The following is a 19,122-nucleotide window of genomic DNA, read 5'->3' as shown; positions in this document are numbered from 1 at the left end:
GACCCGGACGCACGAGGGCGGCGGACTGGACGAGGAGGGCGAGGACATCGAGATCGTCGAACTGCCCTTCCGCAGGGCCCTGGGCATGATCCGCACCGGCGAGATCGCCGACGCGAAAACCATCATGCTGCTGCAGTGGGCCGCGCTGGAAGGGCCGTTCAGGGGGACGAGCGTGCGCACCGAGTAGGGCACCGGGCCCGGCTCACTCGAACCGTGCGGTGTCGCCCGCTCCCTTGCGTACGATCTCGGCCTCGCCGCTGGAGAAGTCGATGACCGTGGTCGGCTCGGTTCCGCAGTCGCCGGAGTCGATCACCGCGTCGACCGAGTGGTCGAGCCGCTCCTTGATCTCCCAGCCCTGGGTCATCGGTTCGTCCTCGTCCGGCAGGAGCAGGGTGCTGGACAGGAGCGGCTCGCCGAGTTCGGCGAGCAGGGCCTGAGCGACCGTGTGGTCGGGGATGCGGACCCCGACCGTCTTCTTCTTCGGGTGCAGCAGCTTGCGCGGCACCTCTTTGGTCGCGGGCAGGATGAAGGTGTAACTGCCGGGCGTGGAGGCCTTGATGGCGCGGAACACGTCCTTGTCGACGTGTACGAACTGGCCGAGCTGGGCGAAGTTCTGGCACACGAGGGTGAAGTGATGACGGTCGTCGAGATTGCGGATCGCGCGGATCCGGTCGATACCGTCACGGCTGCCCAGCTGGCATCCCAGCGCGAAACAGGAGTCCGTGGGGTACACGACGAGCGCGCCCCCGCGGATCGAGTCGGCGACCTGGGTGATGGTGCGCTGCTGGGGATTGTCGGGATGAACGTCGAAGTACTTGGCCACCTGCCGAGCTTATGCGCTGGACCGGCCCACGACTGCGCAGACCTCGGCGGCGGTGCGGCACCGGCACCCGGCGACACCCTCGTGGTGCACGCCGGGACCCTTTGCTCCCTGTCTGTTTAGGTCAGTCCTGCCCGTTTGGGTCAGTTCGGCCTCGGTCTTCCGGTCCGGCTCAGTCCCTGAGCCGGTCGATATGCCGGATCTTGTTGGTCGCGTCCAGGGCGGCGACCTTGTAGGACTCCGCGAGAGTCGGGTAGTTGAACACCGCGTCGACCAGGTAGTCGACCGTGCCGCCGCAGCCCATCACCGACTGCCCGATGTGGATCAGCTCGGTGGCCCCGGTGCCGAAGCAGTGCACGCCGAGCAGCTTGCGGTCGTCGGGGGAGACCAGCAGCTTGAGCATGCCGTGCGAGTCGCCGATGATCTGGCCCCGGGCGAGTTCCCGGTAGCGGGAGATGCCGACCTCGAAGGGCACGCACTCCTCGGTGAGCTGGTCCTCGGTCTTCCCGATGAAGCTGATCTCCGGGATGGTGTAGATCCCGATCGGCTGGAGGTCGTGCATCCGGTTCACCGGTTCGCCACAGGCGTGGTACGCCGCCGTACGCCCCTGCTCCATGGAGGTCGCGGCGAGCGCCGGGAAGCCGATGACGTCACCGACGGCGTAGATGTGCGGCACCTCGGTGCGGTAGTACTCGTCGACCTTGATCCGGCCGCGTTTGTCGGCGGAGAGGCTCGCCTTGTCCAGGTCGAGGTCGTCGGTGAGGCCCTGCCGGCCCGCCGAGTACATGACGGTGTCGGCCGGGATCTTCTTGCCGCTCTCCAGGATGGTGAGCGTGCCCCGGGAATGACGTTCGACCGCGGCGACGGTCTCCCCGAAGCGGAAGGTGACGGCCAGGTCCCGCAGGTGGTACTTGAGCGACTCGATCACCTCGACATCGCAGAAGTCGAGCATCCCGGGCCGCTGTTCGACGACCGTGACCTTGCTGCCGAGGGCGGCGAACATGGAGGCGTACTCCATGCCGATCACACCGGCCCCCACGATGACCATGGAGCGCGGCACCCGCTCCAGATTGAGGACGTTGTCGGAGTCCAGGATCGTCCGCTCGTCGAACTCGACGGTCGCGGGCCTGGCCGGGCGGGTCCCGGTGGCGATGATGATGTTGTCGGCGCTCAACATCCGGTCGTGGCCGGTCACTTCGCGCAGGGCGACCGTGTGGTCGTCGACGAAGCGGCCGGTGCCGGCGAAGAGCGACACGTGGTTGCGGGAGAGCTGGTTGCGGATGACGTCGACCTCGCGACTGACCACGTGCTGGGTGCGCGCGGTCAGGTCGGCGACGGTGATGTCCTCCTTGAGACGGTAGCTCTGGCCGTACAGATCGCGCTGGGTGAGACCGGTGAGATAGAGGACCGCCTCGCGCAGGGTCTTGGAGGGGATGGTCCCGGTGTGGATGGAGACCCCGCCGACCATGTCGGGACGGTCGATGACGGCGACCCGGCGGCCGAGCTTGGCCGCGGCGATGGCGGCCTTCTGGCCGCCCGGACCCGATCCGATGACGAGCATGTCGAAGTCTGGCACCCTCCGGAGTCTGTCAGCCCGAGCCTCCCGGCCGAAAGGGCGAACGGGTGTCAGTTCGTCCGCCCGGCCAACGCCTGCCGCGTGCCGGGGCGACCGCCCAGCGGTTGTCGTCGGTCAAGAGCCTTACTGGTTGGGGAACTTCCAGATGTACGGCTCGCCGTCCTCCTCCGACCAGTGGACCTCCAGGGACTTGGCGTTCACGGGGACGAGGTACGACTCGCAGAAGGTGTGGCTCTCGCCCGACTTCCAGCTTTCGACGTCGTACGGGTCCTCGCAGCCGGGCGCGTCGTCGGAGGCGCCGATGAGCAGGGTCCCCCTCGTCCCGTCGGCCCAGATGGTGGTGCCGTCACCCGCGTCGGAGTCGCTCGTGAGGGCCGGGCCGGACTTGTGCGTGTACTTCACGTGGGCGACCGCGAGCGCCATCCCCTTGGCGTCCGCCTTGTCCTGGACCAGCTTGGCGGCCTCGGCCTCGGTACCGAGATCCACCTTCTGCGCGGTGATGTCGTAGGTGACCGTGCCGTTCTCTTCCTCGACCTTGCCCGTGGCGCTCTCGCCGGTGGCCATGTCGCCCCCGGAGACCGCCTTGGCCTGCGAGGCCTTGGCCTTCGGCTTGGAGGGCTTCTTCGCGTCGGCGGTGTCGTCCCCGTCGCCGCACGCGCTGAGGGTGAGCGCGAGGACGACGGCGGGGGCGGCGACGCGCAGAGCGGTCTTGTGGCGCAGCAAAGCAGACTCCTTGATGGGGGAAGGGTGTCGAGAACGGCGAGAAGGATCGGGTGCCGGTGGTGGCGCGGCCTGGCGGGCCGCGGTCAACACGTTCCGGGTATGCGCGAATTCGCGCCTCTTCCGGAGAGGCGCGATCGCTGATCCGTCGGCGATCTTGGTGCACCACAATGCGAAGAGTCAACTAATGTGAACGTTGTGTGAGGTGTTGTCGTGCGGTTCAGCGCACGACGGAGCGCGCGACACGGAACCCGACGTCGTCGACCTGGAAACTCGGGTGGCTGCGGCGCCGCGCGGAGGCCCGGCAACTCCAGTGTTCGTCGAACCAGCCGCCGCCACGCAGCACCCGGTAGGTGCCGTAGACCTCGGCGTCGTAGACGTCCCAGCACCAGTCCCAGACATTGCCGAGCATGTCGTGCAGACCCCACGCGTTGGGCCGCTTGCCGCCGACGGCGTGGATCCGCTCGTGCGAGTTGCCGCGGTACCAGGCGATCTCGTCGAGCGGTCCGTAACGCGGGCCTGCCGTACCGGCGCGGCAGGCGTGTTCCCACTCGGCTTCGGTCGGCAGCCGGTATCCATCGGCGGACACGTCCCACTCGATGCCCTGGCCGTCCTGGCCGTCCTGGCCGTCCTGGCCGTCTTCGCCGTCGGCGTGGAGGTGGTAGGCGGGCGTGAACCCGTCGTGCTCGGACAGCGCGTTGCAGAACCGGACCGCGTCCCACCAGGACACGCCCTCGACGGGCAACTGGCCCCTGTCGGCCCGGTCCCCGTCGGCCCGGCCCTCATCGGCGGCGCTCGGCAGCCGGCCGGTGATCCGCTCGTAGACAGCCCGAGTGACCGGGAAGGCGGCGAGCCGGTAGGGAGAGACCTCGACCGGCCAACTGCGCTGCGTCCGACGGTCCGACAGCGTGACCTGCCCCGGCGGCACAGCGATCATCTTGTTCAGCGCGGTCGCATCCATGAGCGGGCAATCATACGTCGCGGGCCGCTCGACCCGGGCTCACCCATGTCCCGTTCTCGGCGGAGCGGGCCATGGCGTCCAGGGCGGCCGCGCTGTGGACGGCGTCGTCCAGGGTGGCGCCGTACGCGGTGCCCTCGGCCACCGAACGCAGGAAGTGGTGCGCCTCGATGACCTTGAGGTCGTCGTAGCCCATGGCGTTGGCGGAGCCCGGCTGGAAGGCGCCGAACTCGCCGTGCCCGGGGCCGACATACAGCGTGCTGACGGGCTGGTCCTGGTACGACGTGCCCCGGCTGACGCCCAGTTCGCCCATGCGCCGGAAGTCCCAGAAGACCGCGCCCTTGGTGCCGTGGATCTCGAAGCCGTAGTTGTTCTGCTCGCCGACCGAGACCCGGCAGGCTTCGAGGACGCCCCGTGCGCCGGAGGCGAAGCGCAGCAGGCAGGAGACGTAGTCCTCGTTCTCCACCGGGCCCAGTGCGCCGCCCGCGGAACGGGTGTGGCCGGCGGTGGCGCCGGTGGGGCGGGCCCGTTCGGGGACGAAGACGGCCGTGTCGGCGGCCAGGGAGGCGATCTCGCCGAGCAGGTGGCGGGCCAGGTCCACACCGTGCGAGGCGAGGTCGCCCAGCACCCCGCTGCCGCCGCGCTCGCGCTCGTACCGCCAGGTCAGGGCGCCCTCGGGATGGGCGGCGTAGTCACTGAAGAGACGGATGCGGACGTGTGTGACGTCGCCGATCTCGCCGGACGCGATCAGCTCGCGGGCGGCCGCCACGGCGGGCGCGTTGCGATAGTTGAAGCCGACCGTGCCCTGGACGCCCGTCTTGGCCATGGCGTCCGCGACGGCCCGCGCGTCCTCGGTGGTGAGGCCGACCGGCTTCTCGATCCAGATGTGCTTGCCCGCCTCCGCCATCGCGACGCCGATCTCGCGGTGCAGGAAGTTCGGGGCGGCGATGCTCACCGCCTCGACCCGGGGGTCGGCGGCGACCTCCCGCCAGTCCCGGGCCGCCGTGGCGAAGCCGTACCGCCCGGCGGCCTCCTCGGCCCGGCCGGGAACCTCGTCGGCGACGGCGATCAGTTCGGGCCGTAGGGACAGCTGCGGGAAATGGTGGGGGACGCGGGCGTACGCCTGGGTGTGCACCCGCCCCATCCAGCCGAATCCCACGACGGCGACACCGAGCGTACTCACCATGACTGCCCCTCTTTGGACCGGTCCACAAGATTTCCCGGCCCACACTGGCCACCGTTCCAGCACGTGTCAACCCTCTCAGGTTCCTTTGACAAGCCCGCACGGCATATGGAACGGTCCAGGCCATGAGACCCCCGACGATCCGCGACGTCGCCGAACGGGCCGGAGTCTCGAAGTCCCTGGTCTCCCTCGTGCTGCGCGGCTCGGACCAGGTGCGACCGGAGAAGCGGCAGGCCGTTCTGGCGGCTGTCGAGGAGCTCGGCTATCGGCCCAACGCCGCCGCACGCAGCCTCAGTGAACGGCGCACCCGCACGGTCGGCGTGCTGTTGAACGACATGCGCAACCCCTGGTTCGTGGAGTTGCTTGAGGGCCTGAACTCCGTGCTGCACGCGCGCGGCCTGCACATGCTGCTGGCCGACGGTCACCTCAACCGGCGCCTCGGCGAGGACCTCACCCGCACCTTCACGGACCTGCGGGTCGACGGACTGATCGCCGTCGGCACGCTGCCGGGTCCCGAGATGCTGCGTACGGCGGCCAAGCAGGTGCCCACCGTCGTCGCCGGTGCCCGCGAGCCCGTGCTGCCCGGGGTGGACATCGTCGCGGGCGACGACGAGCACGGCGCCCGCCTCGCCACCGAGCACCTCATCGGCCTCGGCCACCGGCGCATCGCCCACATCGCCGGGCAGGGCGTGGTCGGCGAACTGCGCCGCCGCAGCTTCGAGGCGGTCATGCGCGAGCACGGGCCGGCCGCGACGGCGATCGTGGAACAGGGCGACCTGACCGAGGAGGGCGGCTACCGGGCCACGGTCCGGCTGCTCAGCGCCCGCGAACGGCCCACCGCGATCTTCGCGTTCAACGACATCGCCTGTGTCGGTGCGCTGTCGGCGGCCGAGGAACTCGGTCTCCAGGTGCCGCGCGACCTCTCTCTCGTCGGCTACGACAACACGTACCTGGCACGTCTGCGGCACCTGTGGCTCACCACCGTGGACAACGCCGGCCACGACGTCGGCCGCCGCGCCGCGCAGTGCCTGCTCGACCGCATCGACGACCCCGCCCGGCCCGGTGAGGTCGTCCTCAGCGCCCCGGCCCTCGAAGTACGCGGCACGACGGGGCCGCCCCGCGGAGGGCCGCCGCTCAGCCGGTGAGCGGGTAATGGCACGCGGCGTGGCGGCCCGAGGCCAGCTGAACGAGCGCGGGACGTTCCACCGCGCAGCGCTCGCGGGCGTACGGGCAGCGGGTGTGGAACGTACAACCGGCGGGCTTGGCGGCCGCGTTGGGCACGTCGCCGGTGAGGATGACGCGTTCCCGGCGTGGCGCGCCCGCACCACCGTCCGCCGCGGCGGTTCCGTCGTCGATCTCCGGGACCGCGGACACCAGCGCCTCGGTGTAGGGATGGGCCGGGGCCGCGTACAGCGCCTCGGTCTCGGCGAGTTCGACGATCTCGCCGAGGTACATGACGGCGATCCGGTCCGAGACGTGGCGGACCACGCCGAGGTCGTGGGCGATGAAGACGTAGGTCAGCCCGAACTCGTCCTGCAGGTCGGCGAAGAGGTTCAGCACCTGGGCCTGGATCGACACGTCGAGGGCGGACACCGGTTCGTCGGCGACGATCAGCTTCGGGGAGGTGGCAAGCGCCCGCGCGATGCCGATGCGCTGGCGCTGGCCGCCGGAGAACTCGTGCGGGTACCGGTCCAGATGCGCCGCGGCCAGCCCCACCACGTCGAACAGCTCGGCGACCCGGCGCCGGACCGCGGCGGCGTTTCCGTACCGGTGGATGAGCAGCGGCTCGGCGACGATGTCCCCGGCGCGGCGGCGGGGGTTGAGCGAGGCCTGCGGGTCCTGGAAGACCAGCTGCATGCCCGGGCGTACGGGGCGCAGGCGGCGCGTGGACAGGGTGGTGATGTCCTGGCCGTCGAACTCGACCCGGCCGCTGGTGATGTCGGTGAGTCTGACCAGGCAGCGGCCGAGGGTGGACTTGCCGCAGCCCGACTCGCCGACGATGCCGAGCGTTTCCCCGGTACGCACCTCCAGGGAGACTCCGTCCACGGCCCGCAGCACCTTCCGGCGCCCGGCGAACGAATCGGCGCGCAGCGGGTAGTGCTTGGCGACATCCGTGGCGCGCAGCAGCACATCGCCGCCCGGCCGTGTCTGGTGGTCCGCCGCCACGAGGTTCTGGGTCGTCACGATGCCGCCTCCCTGTCTGCTTCTTCGGCCTTGTCCGTCCTGCCCACCACAGGTCCAACGCCGGTGCCGGGGCCCGCCGTTCGTGACGCGAGCCGCAGCGGCGCGCGGTCGTCGGGAGGCAGCCAGCAGGCGTCGCGGTGTGCGGCGTCGCCGGTGCCCGCGGCGAGCCGTGGCTGTTCGTCGCACCGGTCGTGCCGCGTCGGGCAGCGCGGCGCGAACGCGCAGCCTTCGGGGAGGTCGTCCGGCGAGACGGGCATGCCCGCGATGGTGGGCAGCCGCCGCAGCCGGGGTCCGCCGACCCGGGGCACCGAGTCGAGCAGACCCCAGGTGTACGGATGGCGCGGCCCATGGAACACCGCCTGCCGCGGGCCCTCCTCGGCCACCCGGCCGCCGTACATCACCAGGACCCGGTCGGCGATCTCCGAGACCACGCCCATGTCGTGCGTGATGAGCAGGACGGCCGAGCCGCGTGCGTTGAGGTCCCGCATGAGGTCGAGGATCTGCGCCTGGATCGTCACGTCCAGGGCCGTGGTCGGTTCGTCGGCGATCAGCAGCGCGGGACCGCAGGCCAGGGCCATCGCGATGACCGCGCGCTGGCGCATGCCGCCGGAGAACTCGTGCGGGTAGGCGTTCACCCGGGAGGCCGCGTCAGGGATGCCGACGTCGGACAGGAGCTCCACGGCGCGGGTGTGCGCCGCCTTTTTGGAGACCCGCTCGTGGGCCCGTATCTGCTCGGCGATCTGCCAGCCCACCGTGTAGACGGGGGTGAGCGCGGTCATCGGGTCCTGGAAGACCATGGCGATCTCCCGGCCCCGGATCGCCCGCATCTGCTTGTCGGGGAGGGAGAGCAGGTCACGGCCGCGGAAGAGGACCTCGCCCGTGACGGTCACGTTCGGGTTGGTCAGCAGCCGCAGCACGGCCAGCATCGACACGCTCTTGCCGGAGCCCGACTCGCCGACGACACCGAGGATTTCGCCGGGTGCCAGCGACAGGGAGAGGCCGTCGACGGCTGTGACCCGGCCGCGTCGGGTACGGAAGGACACCCGCAGGTCTCGTACGTCCAGCAGCGGCTGGGGCGGGTCGGGTGACTGATCAGGCATGGCGGGCCCTCGGGTCGAGTCGCGCGTACAGGATGTCCACCAGTGCGTTGGCGAGGACCACGAAGAACGCCGCGTACAGGACGGTCCCCATGATCACGGGCAGGTCCAGGTTCTGCAGCGCGTCGAAGGTGAGCTTGCCGATGCCCGGCAGTCCGAAGACCACCTCGGTGAGCAGGGCGGCGCCGCCCACGAGTGCGCCGAAGTCCAGGCCGAAGAGGGAGACGATCGGGATGAGTGAGCAGCGCAGGGCGTGCCGGACGAGGATCCGGCGCTCGGAGAGGCCCTTGGCCCGCGCGGTGCGTACGTAGTCCTCGTTGAGGGCGGTGACGACCTCGCCGCGCAGCAGCCGGGCGTAGATCCCGGCGTACAGCAGTGACAGGGTCAGCCAGGGGAAGAGCATGTGCAGTGCCCACTGGCCGGGGTTCTGGGTCAGTGCGACGTACCCGGGTGGTGGCACCCAGGAGAAGACGGAGTCGTGCAACTGGCTCTGGGTGATCAGGTTGACGACCTCGCCGAGCCAGTAGGCGGGCAGTGACACTCCGACCACGCCGACCAGCATGATCAGCGGGTCGACGGCCGTGCCGCGCAGTGTCGCGGCGGCCGTGCCCATGAGGATGCCGACGGTCATCCAGAGGATCGCCGCGCCCACCACGAGCGACAGCGTCACGGGCATCGCCTGCACGATCTGCGGGATGACCCGGGAGCCGCGGTTGACGAAGGACTCCAGATCCCGGTCGATCAGCAGGTGCCGCATCATCAGCAGATAGCGGATCGGCATCGGCCGGTCGAGCCCGAAGGAGTGCCGCACCTGGGCCAGCGTGGCCGGGTCGGCGTTGCGGCCCGCGATGCGCGCCGCGGGGTCCGTGCCGGGCGTGGCGAAGAAGATCAGGAACACCAGCACGCTGATCGCGAACATGACGAACAGGGCCGAGAAGAAGCGCCGGAGGGCGAAGTAGAGCATCCGTCACACCCCTCCGCGCAGCCGGGCACTGGGATCGAGCGCGTCGCGCACCCCGTCGCCCAGGACGTTGAGCGCCACCGTGGTCAGCGCGATCAGCAGTCCCGGGGCAATCGTCACGGAGGGCCGGGTGTAGAGCAGGCCGAGCCCGTCCTCGATGATCGTGCCCCAGCTGGCTTCGGGCGGCTGGACGCCGACGGACAGGAAGGACAGGGCCGACTCGGTGAGCATGGCCAGCGCGGTCATCAGCGGCAGGAAGACGATCGCCGTGGGCAGCACGTTCGGCAGCAGTTCCCGGCGCATGATGCGCAGGGCGGGCGCGCCGGAGCCGACGGCCGCCTGGACGAACTCCTTGTTGCGCAGCACCAGCACCTGACCCCGCAACGGCCGGGCCACGTACGGCACATAGATCGCCGCGATGATCACGACGGGCAGCCACAGGCTCCCCGCGTCCACCGTGATCGGCCCCAGGCGCAGCCCGTTGGTGAGCAGTACGACGGACAGGCAGATGGCCAGCAGGTACACCGGGAACGCCCAGATCACGTCCAGGAGCCGGGAGATGACGGCGTCCACGACACCGCCCGCGTACCCCGCGACGACTCCGACGGCCGTGCCGACGGCGACGGTCGCCAGGGCCGCGGTGACGCCGATGAGCAGGCTGGTGCGGCCGCCGTAGAGCAGGCGTGCCATGACGTCACGGCCCTGGTTGTCCGAGCCGAGGAAGTAGTGGGCCGGGTCCCAGGTCGGGCCGATCGGCGTGACGCCGAGCCCGAGGCCGGTGCTGCTCGGGGTGAGCACCGGAACGGTCTTCCCGTCCACGACCGTGGTGCCGGAGACATGGGACCGGAACGGGTCGGTGTCGGCGATGTGGTGGGCGTACAGGGGCGCGCACAGGCACACCGCGACGACGACGAGCAGGACGATGGCCGCGGCCACCGCCGCCCTGTTGTGCAGCAGGTCGGCGGCGGCGGTCCGCCAGGGACCCGGCGGACGCCGGGCCTCCGTGGTGGCGGGCAGGGGCGAGGAGCGGCTCACTTCACCCACAACTGCCCTACGAGCATGTAGAACTGCTTGCTGAACTGGTAGTTGCCGACCCGCTTCGACGTGAAGTCGATGATCTTCGGGTTGATCAACGGCGCGACCGGGGACTCCTTCATGATGTCCTGGTCGATCGTGCCCCACTGCTGGTCGGCGGCCTTCTGATCGGTCTGACCGGTCTCCAGCGCGGTCTTCATCTTCGCGTCGATGCCCTTGTCGCAGAAGCCGGAGATGTTGATGCTGGAATCGCTGCCTGGGTGGAAAGAGGCGCAGGACAGCAGCACGTTGAGGTAGTTGGAGGCCGCCGGGTAGTCCTGGTACCAGGACGTCAGAGCGAGCTGGACCTTGTTCTTGGTGTTCTGGATGTAGGTGAACTGGATGTTCGCCGACAGCGGCTTGAGGGTGGCCTTGTAGCCGATCTCGTTGAGCAGGCTCTGCAGGTACTGGCCGATCGACTTGTTGACCTCGTCGTCCTGCACGACGATGCCGATCTCCTGCCCCGCCGTGCCGGACTCCTTGACCAGCGCCTTGGCCTTGGCCAGGTCCGGGGCCGACCAGGTCTTGCCGCCGCCCTTGGTGTAGTCGCAGGTGTCGACGTGCCCGGGGAAGCCCGTCGGCAGGACGGTGCACGCGGCCTGGGCGAGGTTCTTGCCGCCGTACAGGCGGATCACGGCCTCGCGGTCCACCGCCCAGTTGATGGCCTGTCGCGCCAACTTGTTGTCGAACGGCGCCGAGTTGACGTTCATCGTCAGGTACCAGAGCGCGGTCAGCGGGTTGACGTGCGCCTGGGAGGCGTACTTGGTGCCTATCTCGTTCAGGCGGTCGGCGGGCGGCGGGTCGAACATCCAGTCCGCCGAGCCGTTCTGGACGGCGGTGACCTCGGACTCGACGGTCTGGCCGAAGGTGTAGTCGACCTTGTCGGGGTAGCCCTGCGGCTGGCCCTCCCGCGACCACTCCTTGAAGTGCGGGTTTCGAACCAGCTTCAGCGCCCGGTTGGGGTCGTAGGAGGCCGCCATGTACGGGCCGGTGGTCGGCAGCGGCTTGGTGCCCGCGTCCTTGGCCGGCGAGTCCTTCGGCAGCACGCTCGCGTGCGGGACCGCCAGCTTGTAGGAGAGTTCCGGGTCCGGAGCGGTGAGGTTGACGGTCACCGTGCCGGCCGACGCGTCACCGACGACGCCCTTGTCGAGCGTGCAGTCCGCGGGCTTCTTGATGCAGGCGTCCGCTCCGACGATGCCGTTGTAGAAGGTGCCGGCGGTGGGGCTGGAGACCTTGAAGATGCGCTGGAAGGACGCCACCACGTCGTCGGTGGTCACCGTCTTGCCGTTGGAGAACTTGATGCCCTTGCGCAGCGTGAAGGTGTACGTCTTACCGCCGTCGCTCACCTTGGGCAGTGCCTCGGCCAGGTCGGGTACGACGGTGAACGACTGCTGGCCCCCGGTCTTCTTGAAGGCGAGCAGACCGTCGTACATCGACTGGTACAGCTGCCAGTACTGGAGGGTGTAGTTCACCTGCGGGTCGAAGCTGCCGGCCGCCGACTTGGCGACCAGGCGCAGGGTGCCGCCCTTGTGCTCCGGCTGGAACGCGGACGACCGGGCCCCTGAGGAGCTACTGGTCGGGTCGGAGGAGGAGCCGTCGTCGGAGGACGAGCAGGCGGCGGCGGTGAGGGCGAGGGCGGCGGTGGCGGCGACGAGTGCCGTCCGTCTGGTGCTGCGGGGCATCCGAACTCCCGTGGGTGGGTCAGTCGTTGGAGTCGAGGAACGCGCCGACGACCTGGAGGTAGAGGTCTTCCTCCTCGACGTGCGGCATGTGGCTGGAGTGCTCGAACATGTGCCAGCGCACGTCGGGGATGTGGTCGGCGAAGGGCTTGAGGGTGGCGGGAGTCGCCTCGTCGTACCGCCCGGACACCAGCAGGGTCGGCGCCTCGATCAGGTGCAGCCGGTCGACGACCGACCAGTCCTTGAGGGTGCCGACCACATGGAACTCGTTCGGCCCGTTCATCGTGTGGTAGACGGTCGGGTCGGCCGCGATGTTGTCCCAGGTGGCCTGGACCTCGGCCGGGGTGGGGACCACCCGGCAGACATGGCGATCGTTGTAGACCTGCTCGGCCGCCAGGTACTCGGGATGGTCGGTTGTCCCGGCCGCCTCGTGGGCGAGCAGGGTCCGCTGGACCTCGGGCGGGAGGGCGGACCGCAGCTCGGCCGCGCCGGACAGCCACAGCTCCATGGACGCGGGGGAGTTGGCGATGACCAGACCGCGCAGTCCGGCAGGACGGCGTACGGCGTGCTCGGCGGCGAGCATGCCGCCCCAGGACTGGCCGAGGATGTGGTAGCCGTCGGCGATCCCCAACGCCTTGAGGAGGTTGTCGAGTTCGTCGAGGAAGAGCTGGACCGTCCAGAAGTCGGCGCCCTTGCCGGGCAGATGGGTGGACAGCCCGACGCCGAGCTGGTCGTAGTGCACCACGGGGCGGCCCTGCTGGGCGATGTTCGCGATGCGGAGTGTGTAGTTGTGCCCGGCGCCGGGTCCGCCGTGCAGGACGACCAGAGGTGTCCTGCCCGGCTCGCCCGTCGTCCGGTACCAGGTGGACCAGCCGTTGAAGTCGACGGTTCCGGTGTGGTTCGGTTCGGGGATCGCCACGCGGGGGCCTTCCGGACCAGCCAGAATCAGCCGGTCCTGTCTGAAACAAGGTGGGTGTGGGGGATGGCTGACATACTGATTGGGTAAAAGGTCAGTGCACAAGACCTTTTATCGGTGGCGAGGCAGAAGTAACTGCGTGTTTACGTGTCCGGCATCCGTGACCGGCCGGCTGGAGGAGGACAACTGACATCCGCACCACAGGCGCGCGAGCCGCGACAGCCGTTGAAGCTGCCGGAGTCCACCGTGTCCGCTGAGCCCGCCGAGCCGTCCGGGCGTCCCGACCGCCCGGAGGAGGGCGCGGCACCGGCGATCGGCCCGACGGACGAGTTCTCCCGGGTGCTCGACCGTGTCCTCCTCGGTGGCGCTCCCTCCTCGGAGCTGGGTCCGGTACGCGTCGCCTCGGCGGTCGACGAGGTCTCCGACCGGCTGCTCACCGCGATCGCCGTCGGGGACTTCCTGCCGGGGGAGCGGCTGCCGGTCGAACGCGAACTCACCCGGCTGCTGGGGGTGAGCCGCCCCACCGTGCGCGAGGCCATCGGACGTCTGCTGGCCGTCGGTGTCATCGAGATCCGCCGCGGCCGCAACGGAGGCGCCTTCGTACGCGACAGCTGGAGCGAGTCCTCGGCGGCCGCGGTCCGCCGCACGCTGCTGCCCCGTTGGGAGGAGCTGGAGCAACTCTTCGACCTGCGGGGGCTGGTGGAGGGCATGGTGGCCGCCACGGCCGCCCGCCGCCGACGGTCCGAGGACCTCGACCCGATGCGCGAGGCCCTGGCAGCTCACTTGTCCGCACGGACACCCCGCGAGGAACAGGCCGCCGACGGCGCGTTCCACCGCAGCATCTGCGAGGCCACCCACAACCCGCAGATCACCATGCTCAGCCGCGACCTGCTGACCCGCATCAGCCTCGGCTTCCCGGTCGAACCGTGGGGCAAGGGCGAGCGGTCCCACTTCCACCGGGCCGGCGGCGGCCACAAGGCCCTGTACGAGGCCATCGCGGCGGGCGAGCCCGAGCAGGCGGAGGAGATCGCCCGGGACCACTTCACGATCAGCGCCGACATGATCCGCGACGTACTGGCCCGGGTGCGCGCCGCGGAACCGTCCTGACGGCCTTCACAACAGCCGTGCCCGGCAACGGACTTGAGTCGCCGGGCACAGCTGTTGTCATCGAAGGCTGCCTGCGGGGCGGCTGCGGCTGTCAGAGGACGGCGGCGACCTCGAAACCGGCGTCGGTGATGGCCGCGCAGACCTTCGAGCCGTCGAGCGCCTCACCCGCCACGGTCACCGCTCCGATGTCGAGGTCGATGCCCACCCGGTCCACGCCCAGGACTTCGCCGACCTTGACTTCAAGAGCGTCGGCACAGCGGCCGCAGGTCATGCCGATGACGTGATAGCGCTGTTCAGTCATGATCCCTCGTCTCTTGCCGGCGTGCGTGCACGCGCCGTTGGAGCGGCTCCGGGATCTCATACGCGTTCACCGACGGGGGTGTTCAGGGCGCGGTCCGCCGGCGGAGCCTTCTGCGGGCTGCCACCCGCGTCGCCGTTGCTCGTTGTGCTGTTGCCGCCGGTCAGGCGTTCGGGGTGGCGCCCGTGTTCGCCGGGCGCACCATGAAAACGTCGATGGGGTCCTGGAGTTCCACGACGAACCCGTGCCGCTCGTAGAGCCGACGGGCGGCGCTGCCCTGCAGGACGTTCAGGCGGATGGTCGTGCCGTGGGCGTCGGCGCTCTCCAGAAGTGTGCGCAGGACGGCTGATCCGAGCCCGCGGCCCTGATGGTGCGGGGCGAGGTAGAAGTGCTCCAGCAGCTGTCCGCCGTCGGCGGGCCGGAGCGTGACACAGCCCGCGAGTTCGCCGTCGACCATGATGACGGACGTGTGCCGGGCGGAGAAGGAATCCCGCAGCCGCTGCCGTACCCGGTGCTCGTCGTAGCGGCCGAGCCGTTCCAGATCCGTACGCATGACCGTGGCCCGCAGCTCCGCGATCACCTCGACGTCCGCGGTCCGTGCGGAACGCAGCGCCCATGACGAGCCGTGTGCCGACCCGAACCGTATGGGCACCACCATGTCCGACATCTCCCCGAGCCCCGCCGATCCGCCCTCCACGGCTGGATCATCTCAGTCGGCGTGCTGTGAGCAGGCACGGCCCCGGGGGAGGTCCGGGGAAGTCAGCCACGTGGCCGCTGAGGTCCTCTCCCTGGCCGCGCGGGCCAGTTCTCGCCGGGCGCCCGGTGCATAGGTTCCCCGTCAACACCGGTGAAGCGTGATGAGAAGGGAGGCGGGATCGTGAAGACAGCGAACACAGGCCAGTACGACACATGCGTGATCGGAGCGGGACCTGCCGGGCTGGCGGTCGCGAGGGCGCTGACGGAGCGGGGTCTGCCCTATACGCACATCGAGCGGCACGAGGGGCCCGGGGGCCTGTGGGACATCGACAACCCCGGTAGTCCGATGTACGAGTCGGCCCACTTCATCTCCAGCAGGACCCTTTCGGCCTTCGGCGGCTGGCCGATGCCGGACCACTTCGCGGACTACCCGTCGCACCGGCACATCCTGGCCTACCTGACGTCGTTCGCCGAGGCGTACGGCCTGACGGACCGGATCGAGTTCGGTGTCGAGGTCAGCGGCGTCGAGAAGAACTCGGACGGCACGTGGACGGTGACCCGGGCCGACGGGCGGGAGAGCGTCCATGGTCAGGTCGTGGTGTGTACGGGCTCGCAGTGGCATCCCAACATCCCCGACCTGCCGGGCGACTTCACCGGGGAGGTCCGTCACACGGTCGGCTACCGCAGCAGTGACGAACTGCGCGGCAAGCGGGTGCTGGTGGTGGGTGCCGGGAACTCCGGCTGCGACATCGCCTGTGACGCGGCCCGCTCCGCCGACCACGCGGTGATCAGCATGCGCCGTGGCTACTGGTTCATCCCCAAGCACCTCTTCGGCCGGCCGGTGGACACCATCGCCGCCGGTGGACCGAAGATGCCGATGTGGCTGGAGCAGAAGGTCTTCGGCGCACTCCTGAGGGTCATCAACGGCGACCCCACCCGGCTGGGCCTGCAGAAGCCCGACCACAAGCTGTTCGAGACCCACCCCGCGCTGAACTCGATGCTGCTCCACCACCTTCAGCACGGCGACATCACGGCCAAGCCGGGGATCGCCCGTACCGAGGGCACGACGGTGCACTTCACGGACGGCACCCGCGACGACTTCGACCTGATCCTGCTGGCGACCGGCTATGTCCACAAGGTGCCCGCCGCGCAGAAGTACTTCGGCGACGAACAGCACCCCGACCTGTACCTGTCGGCGTTCTCCCGTGAGCACGAGGGACTGTTCGGCGTCGGCTTCGTCGAGACGAACTCCGGCGCGTACAAACTCTTCGACACACAGGCGCAGTTGATCGCCGGGTACATCCACGACACGCGGAACGGGCTGCCGAACGTCGAACGGTTCGCCCGCATGGTCCGCAGCGACCGTCCGGACCTGTCCGGCGGTCTGAAGTTCGTCGCCTCGCCCCGCCACACCGGCTACGTCGACAGCAGTGCGCTGGTGAAGTACCTGGCCAAGGTCGCGGCGGCGATGAGCTGGCGTACCGAGGGGCGTCCGCCGGCCGCGACTTCCGCACGGCGTGCGGAGCCGGTGTCATGAGCGGCTTCGACTTCACCGACAAGGTCATGCTGGTGACCGGTGGCGCCGGCGGGATCGGCAGCGCGATGTGCCGCCGCTTCGCCGCCGGGGGCGCCCGCTGCCTCGTCGTCGACATCGACGCGGCGCGTGCCAGGAAGGTCGCCGACGACCTTCCCGGTGCCGGACACGCGGGTATCGGCTGCGATCTGCTGGACCGCGCGCAGGTGCAGGATCTCTTCGACCAGGTCACAGCCGACCACGGCCGGCTGGACGTGCTGGTCAACAACGTCGGTATGACCAGCGCCGAACGCTTCGACGTGCGCAGCATCGAGAGCATCGAGCGGGAGCTCAACCTCAACCTGCTCTCCCCGCTGGTCGCGACCAGGCTCGCGATCCCGCTGCTGCGGGCCTCCGGCGACGCCCGGGTGGTCACCACCGTGTCCCTCGGCGGGATCTTCCCGCTGGGTGAGACACCGATCTACACGGCCTCGAAGTTCGGGTTGCGCGGCGCGATGCTCTCGATCGGGCTCGACCTGAAGGACAAGGGCATCCTCGCCGGATCGGTGCTGCCGTCCGCGACCGACACCCGGATGCTGCGCCAGGAGGCCGTGGACGGCGGAAACTCGATGCAGTTCCAGGACCCGCCGCAACAGCCGGCCGACGTGGTGGCGGCGGTGGTGAGTCTGCTGGACAGGCCCCGCCTTGAGGCGTACGCCCGGCCGGGCGAGTCCCGGCTGGTGCGGTTCGCGATGCTCGCGCCCAACCTGCTGCCCAAGGTCTTCCCGCTCTTTCGCAAGCGGGGCGATCGCGGAGTGGCCCGCTATCTGGAGGACCTGCGCCGCAGGGGACTGGTGCGCAGGACCGATGACCGATGGGAACTGGTGGAGGAAGCATGACCACAGTGGAGAGCCCGCCCGTGCTGCGTGTCGTCAATCCCACGACGGGGGAGCTGAACACCACCCTGCCCGCCGCGACGGCCGAGGACGTCGCCAAGGCCGCCGAGCAGGCCCGGCAGGTGTTCCATTCCGGGGTGTGGTCCCGGCTGCCGGTCCGTGAGCGGAGCGCGGTGCTGCTGCGCCTTGCCGGTCTGATGGAACGCGACGCCGAACTCCTGGCCCGGCTGGACAGCGAGGACGCGGGCAAACCGATCTCCGAGTGCCGGGAGGGTGACGTACCCGGCGCGATCGAGTCGATCCGCTGGTTCGCCGAGGCGGCCGACAAGGTCTTCGGCCGTGTCTCCCCCACCGGGGCGGACTGTCTGGGCCTGATGAGCCGGGAGCCCATCGGCGTGGTGGCGGCGATCCTGCCGTGGAACTACCCGCTGGCCATGGCCGCGTGGAAGGTCGGACCCGCGCTGGCCGCGGGAAACTGCCTGCTGGTCAAGCCCGCCGAGGCGACCCCGCGTTCGGTGCTTCGGCTGGCCGCGCTCGCCGCCGAGGCCGGCCTCCCGGACGGGGTCCTCACGGTGCTGCCCGGCCACGGCCCGGTGGCCGGGACCGCACTGGCCCGCAGTCCTGTCGTAGGAGCGCTGTCGTTCACCGGCTCGACCGGGACCGGGCGGCGCATCCTCAAGGACGCGGCCGAGAGCAACTTCAAGCGGGTCTCGCTGGAGATGGGCGGCAAGAGCCCGCAGGTGCTGATGGCCGACGCCCTCACCTACGGGCAGGACCTCATCGACGGCATGATCGAGGCCGCGTTCCTGACGATGGGCCAGAACTGCACGGCGGGCTCCCGCATCCTGGTCCACCACAGCATCGCGGACGAGGTCCTGGTCCGGTTCACGGCCGCCGCGAGGGAACTGGTCATCGGCGACCCGGCCGACCCCCGGACACACATCGGGCCGCTCATCAACCAGGCCGCCTTCGACCGGGTCGCGGAAGCCGTGGCGGCCGCCCGGGCCGCCGGGGCCCGCGTCCACACCGTGGGCCTGCCCGACGGGCTGCCGCCGCGCGGTGCCTACTACCCGCCCACCGTGATCACCCGCGCGCCCGAGGGCAGTGACGTGCTCACCAAGGAGCTGTTCGGGCCCGTGGTGACTCTCCAGACCTTCGCCTCGGAGACGGAGGCGATACGCCTGGCCAACGCCACCGCGTACGGGCTGGCCGCCTCCGTGTGGACCAGGGACCTCGATGCGGCCCTCCGCCTGGCACGCGGCATCGAAGCCGGGGTCGTCTCGGTCAACTCCTACAGCGAAGGCGACATCACGGCCCCCTTCGGCGGCTGGAAGGAGTCCGGATTCGGCGGTACGGAGAAATCCACGAACGCCTTCGAGCAGTGGACCAGGGAGAAGACCATCTGGATCCGTAGCCGCTGACCCGTAGCCGCTGACCCGGTGCC

18 protein-coding genes and 1 pseudogene are annotated in these 19,122 nt (G+C 69.9%); 6 read left to right on the top strand and 13 right to left on the bottom strand.

Annotated features, from left to right (window positions below; genetic code table 11):
• Positions 1–187: pseudogene (locus tag AB0I18_RS20560) on the top strand (GDP-mannose pyrophosphatase); the annotation flags it as partial.
• 15 nt (positions 188–202) lie between these two features.
• Here the strand turns inward: AB0I18_RS20560 and AB0I18_RS20555 are convergent.
• From AB0I18_RS20555 to AB0I18_RS20535, 5 genes are all read right to left on the bottom strand, one after another.
• The gene (locus tag AB0I18_RS20555) at positions 203–823 is read right to left on the bottom strand and encodes an L-threonylcarbamoyladenylate synthase (protein ID WP_363106959.1); all 621 of its coding nucleotides are present in this window, start codon (positions 821–823) and stop codon (positions 203–205) included.
• A gap of 169 nt (positions 824–992) precedes the next feature.
• The gene (gene sthA / locus AB0I18_RS20550) at positions 993–2,396 is read right to left on the bottom strand and encodes a Si-specific NAD(P)(+) transhydrogenase (protein WP_363106958.1); all 1,404 of its coding nucleotides are present in this window, start codon (positions 2,394–2,396) and stop codon (positions 993–995) included.
• Positions 2,397–2,519: 123 nt separating this feature from the next.
• The gene (locus AB0I18_RS20545; protein ID WP_363106957.1) at positions 2,520–3,119 is read right to left on the bottom strand and encodes a hypothetical protein; all 600 of its coding nucleotides are present in this window, start codon (positions 3,117–3,119) and stop codon (positions 2,520–2,522) included.
• A gap of 217 nt (positions 3,120–3,336) precedes the next feature.
• Positions 3,337–4,077, bottom strand: coding sequence for an SUMF1/EgtB/PvdO family nonheme iron enzyme (locus tag AB0I18_RS20540; protein ID WP_363106956.1), 741 nt, complete (start codon positions 4,075–4,077; stop codon positions 3,337–3,339).
• 10 nt (positions 4,078–4,087) lie between these two features.
• Entirely contained in the window at positions 4,088–5,260 is a 1,173-nt protein-coding gene (locus AB0I18_RS20535) for a Gfo/Idh/MocA family oxidoreductase (RefSeq protein WP_363106955.1), read from the bottom strand.
• A 122-nt stretch (positions 5,261–5,382) separates the two neighbouring features.
• On the opposite strand from AB0I18_RS20535, the gene AB0I18_RS20530 reads away from it, so the two are divergent.
• Positions 5,383–6,402 carry a LacI family DNA-binding transcriptional regulator gene (locus AB0I18_RS20530; protein WP_363106954.1) on the top strand — a complete coding sequence of 340 codons (1,020 nt, stop codon included), beginning with the start codon at positions 5,383–5,385 and terminating at the stop codon, positions 6,400–6,402.
• On the opposite strand, the gene AB0I18_RS20525 is transcribed toward AB0I18_RS20530, so the two are convergent.
• The 6 genes from AB0I18_RS20525 to AB0I18_RS20500 are packed head-to-tail and all read right to left on the bottom strand — an operon-like array spanning position 6,392 to position 13,171.
• Positions 6,392–7,387 carry an oligopeptide/dipeptide ABC transporter ATP-binding protein gene (locus tag AB0I18_RS20525; RefSeq protein ID WP_363106966.1) on the bottom strand — a complete coding sequence of 332 codons (996 nt, stop codon included), beginning with the start codon at positions 7,385–7,387 and terminating at the stop codon, positions 6,392–6,394. The genes AB0I18_RS20530 and AB0I18_RS20525 overlap by 11 nt on opposite strands.
• 50 nt (positions 7,388–7,437) lie before the next feature.
• A complete protein-coding gene (locus AB0I18_RS20520) occupies positions 7,438–8,541 on the bottom strand; it encodes an ABC transporter ATP-binding protein (protein WP_363106953.1) in 1,104 nt (367 codons plus the stop codon).
• A complete protein-coding gene (locus AB0I18_RS20515; RefSeq protein WP_363106952.1) occupies positions 8,534–9,502 on the bottom strand; it encodes an ABC transporter permease in 969 nt (322 codons plus the stop codon). Before AB0I18_RS20515 ends, AB0I18_RS20520 begins: the two co-directional genes overlap by 8 nt.
• 3 nt (positions 9,503–9,505) lie before the next feature.
• The gene (locus AB0I18_RS20510) at positions 9,506–10,534 is read right to left on the bottom strand and encodes an ABC transporter permease (protein ID WP_363106951.1); all 1,029 of its coding nucleotides are present in this window, start codon (positions 10,532–10,534) and stop codon (positions 9,506–9,508) included.
• Positions 10,531–12,255, bottom strand: a complete 1,725-nt coding sequence (locus tag AB0I18_RS20505) for an ABC transporter substrate-binding protein (protein WP_363106950.1) — start codon at positions 12,253–12,255, stop codon at positions 10,531–10,533. Before AB0I18_RS20505 ends, AB0I18_RS20510 begins: the two co-directional genes overlap by 4 nt.
• Before the next feature lie 19 nt (positions 12,256–12,274).
• Positions 12,275–13,171, bottom strand: coding sequence for a proline iminopeptidase-family hydrolase (locus tag AB0I18_RS20500; protein WP_363106949.1), 897 nt, complete (start codon positions 13,169–13,171; stop codon positions 12,275–12,277).
• A gap of 243 nt (positions 13,172–13,414) precedes the next feature.
• Here AB0I18_RS20500 and AB0I18_RS20495 point away from each other — a divergent pair, with 243 nt between their 5' ends.
• On the top strand, positions 13,415–14,275 hold the full coding sequence (locus tag AB0I18_RS20495; RefSeq protein WP_363106948.1) for an FCD domain-containing protein: 861 nt from the start codon (positions 13,415–13,417) through the stop codon (positions 14,273–14,275).
• Positions 14,276–14,366: 91 nt separating this feature from the next.
• Here the strand turns inward: AB0I18_RS20495 and AB0I18_RS20490 are convergent, their stop codons facing one another.
• Positions 14,367–14,576, bottom strand: coding sequence for a cation transporter (locus AB0I18_RS20490; RefSeq protein ID WP_363106947.1), 210 nt, complete (start codon positions 14,574–14,576; stop codon positions 14,367–14,369).
• 160 nt (positions 14,577–14,736) lie between these two features.
• Positions 14,737–15,231 (bottom strand): GNAT family N-acetyltransferase, encoded by a 495-nt coding sequence (locus AB0I18_RS20485; RefSeq protein ID WP_363106946.1) that lies wholly within the window; start codon positions 15,229–15,231, stop codon positions 14,737–14,739.
• 255 nt (positions 15,232–15,486) lie between these two features.
• Here AB0I18_RS20485 and AB0I18_RS20480 point away from each other — a divergent pair, with 255 nt between their 5' ends.
• The 3 genes from AB0I18_RS20480 to AB0I18_RS20470 are packed head-to-tail and all read left to right on the top strand — an operon-like array spanning position 15,487 to position 19,099.
• A complete protein-coding gene (locus AB0I18_RS20480; RefSeq protein ID WP_363106965.1) occupies positions 15,487–16,806 on the top strand; it encodes an NAD(P)-binding domain-containing protein in 1,320 nt (439 codons plus the stop codon).
• Positions 16,803–17,681 carry an SDR family oxidoreductase gene (locus AB0I18_RS20475; RefSeq protein ID WP_363106945.1) on the top strand — a complete coding sequence of 293 codons (879 nt, stop codon included), beginning with the start codon at positions 16,803–16,805 and terminating at the stop codon, positions 17,679–17,681. The genes AB0I18_RS20480 and AB0I18_RS20475 overlap by 4 nt, the downstream gene beginning before the upstream one ends.
• On the top strand, positions 17,678–19,099 hold the full coding sequence (locus AB0I18_RS20470) for an aldehyde dehydrogenase family protein (RefSeq protein ID WP_363106944.1): 1,422 nt from the start codon (positions 17,678–17,680) through the stop codon (positions 19,097–19,099). The genes AB0I18_RS20475 and AB0I18_RS20470 overlap by 4 nt, the downstream gene beginning before the upstream one ends.
• Positions 19,100–19,122 lie beyond the last annotated feature (23 nt).

This window comes from Streptomyces sp. NPDC050704 (genome assembly GCF_040654355.1).
Classification (GTDB): Bacteria; Actinomycetota; Actinomycetes; order Streptomycetales; family Streptomycetaceae; genus Streptomyces.
The sequence above is the reverse complement of the archived record's forward strand: the minus strand, read 5'-3'. Positions and strand labels throughout refer to the sequence as shown.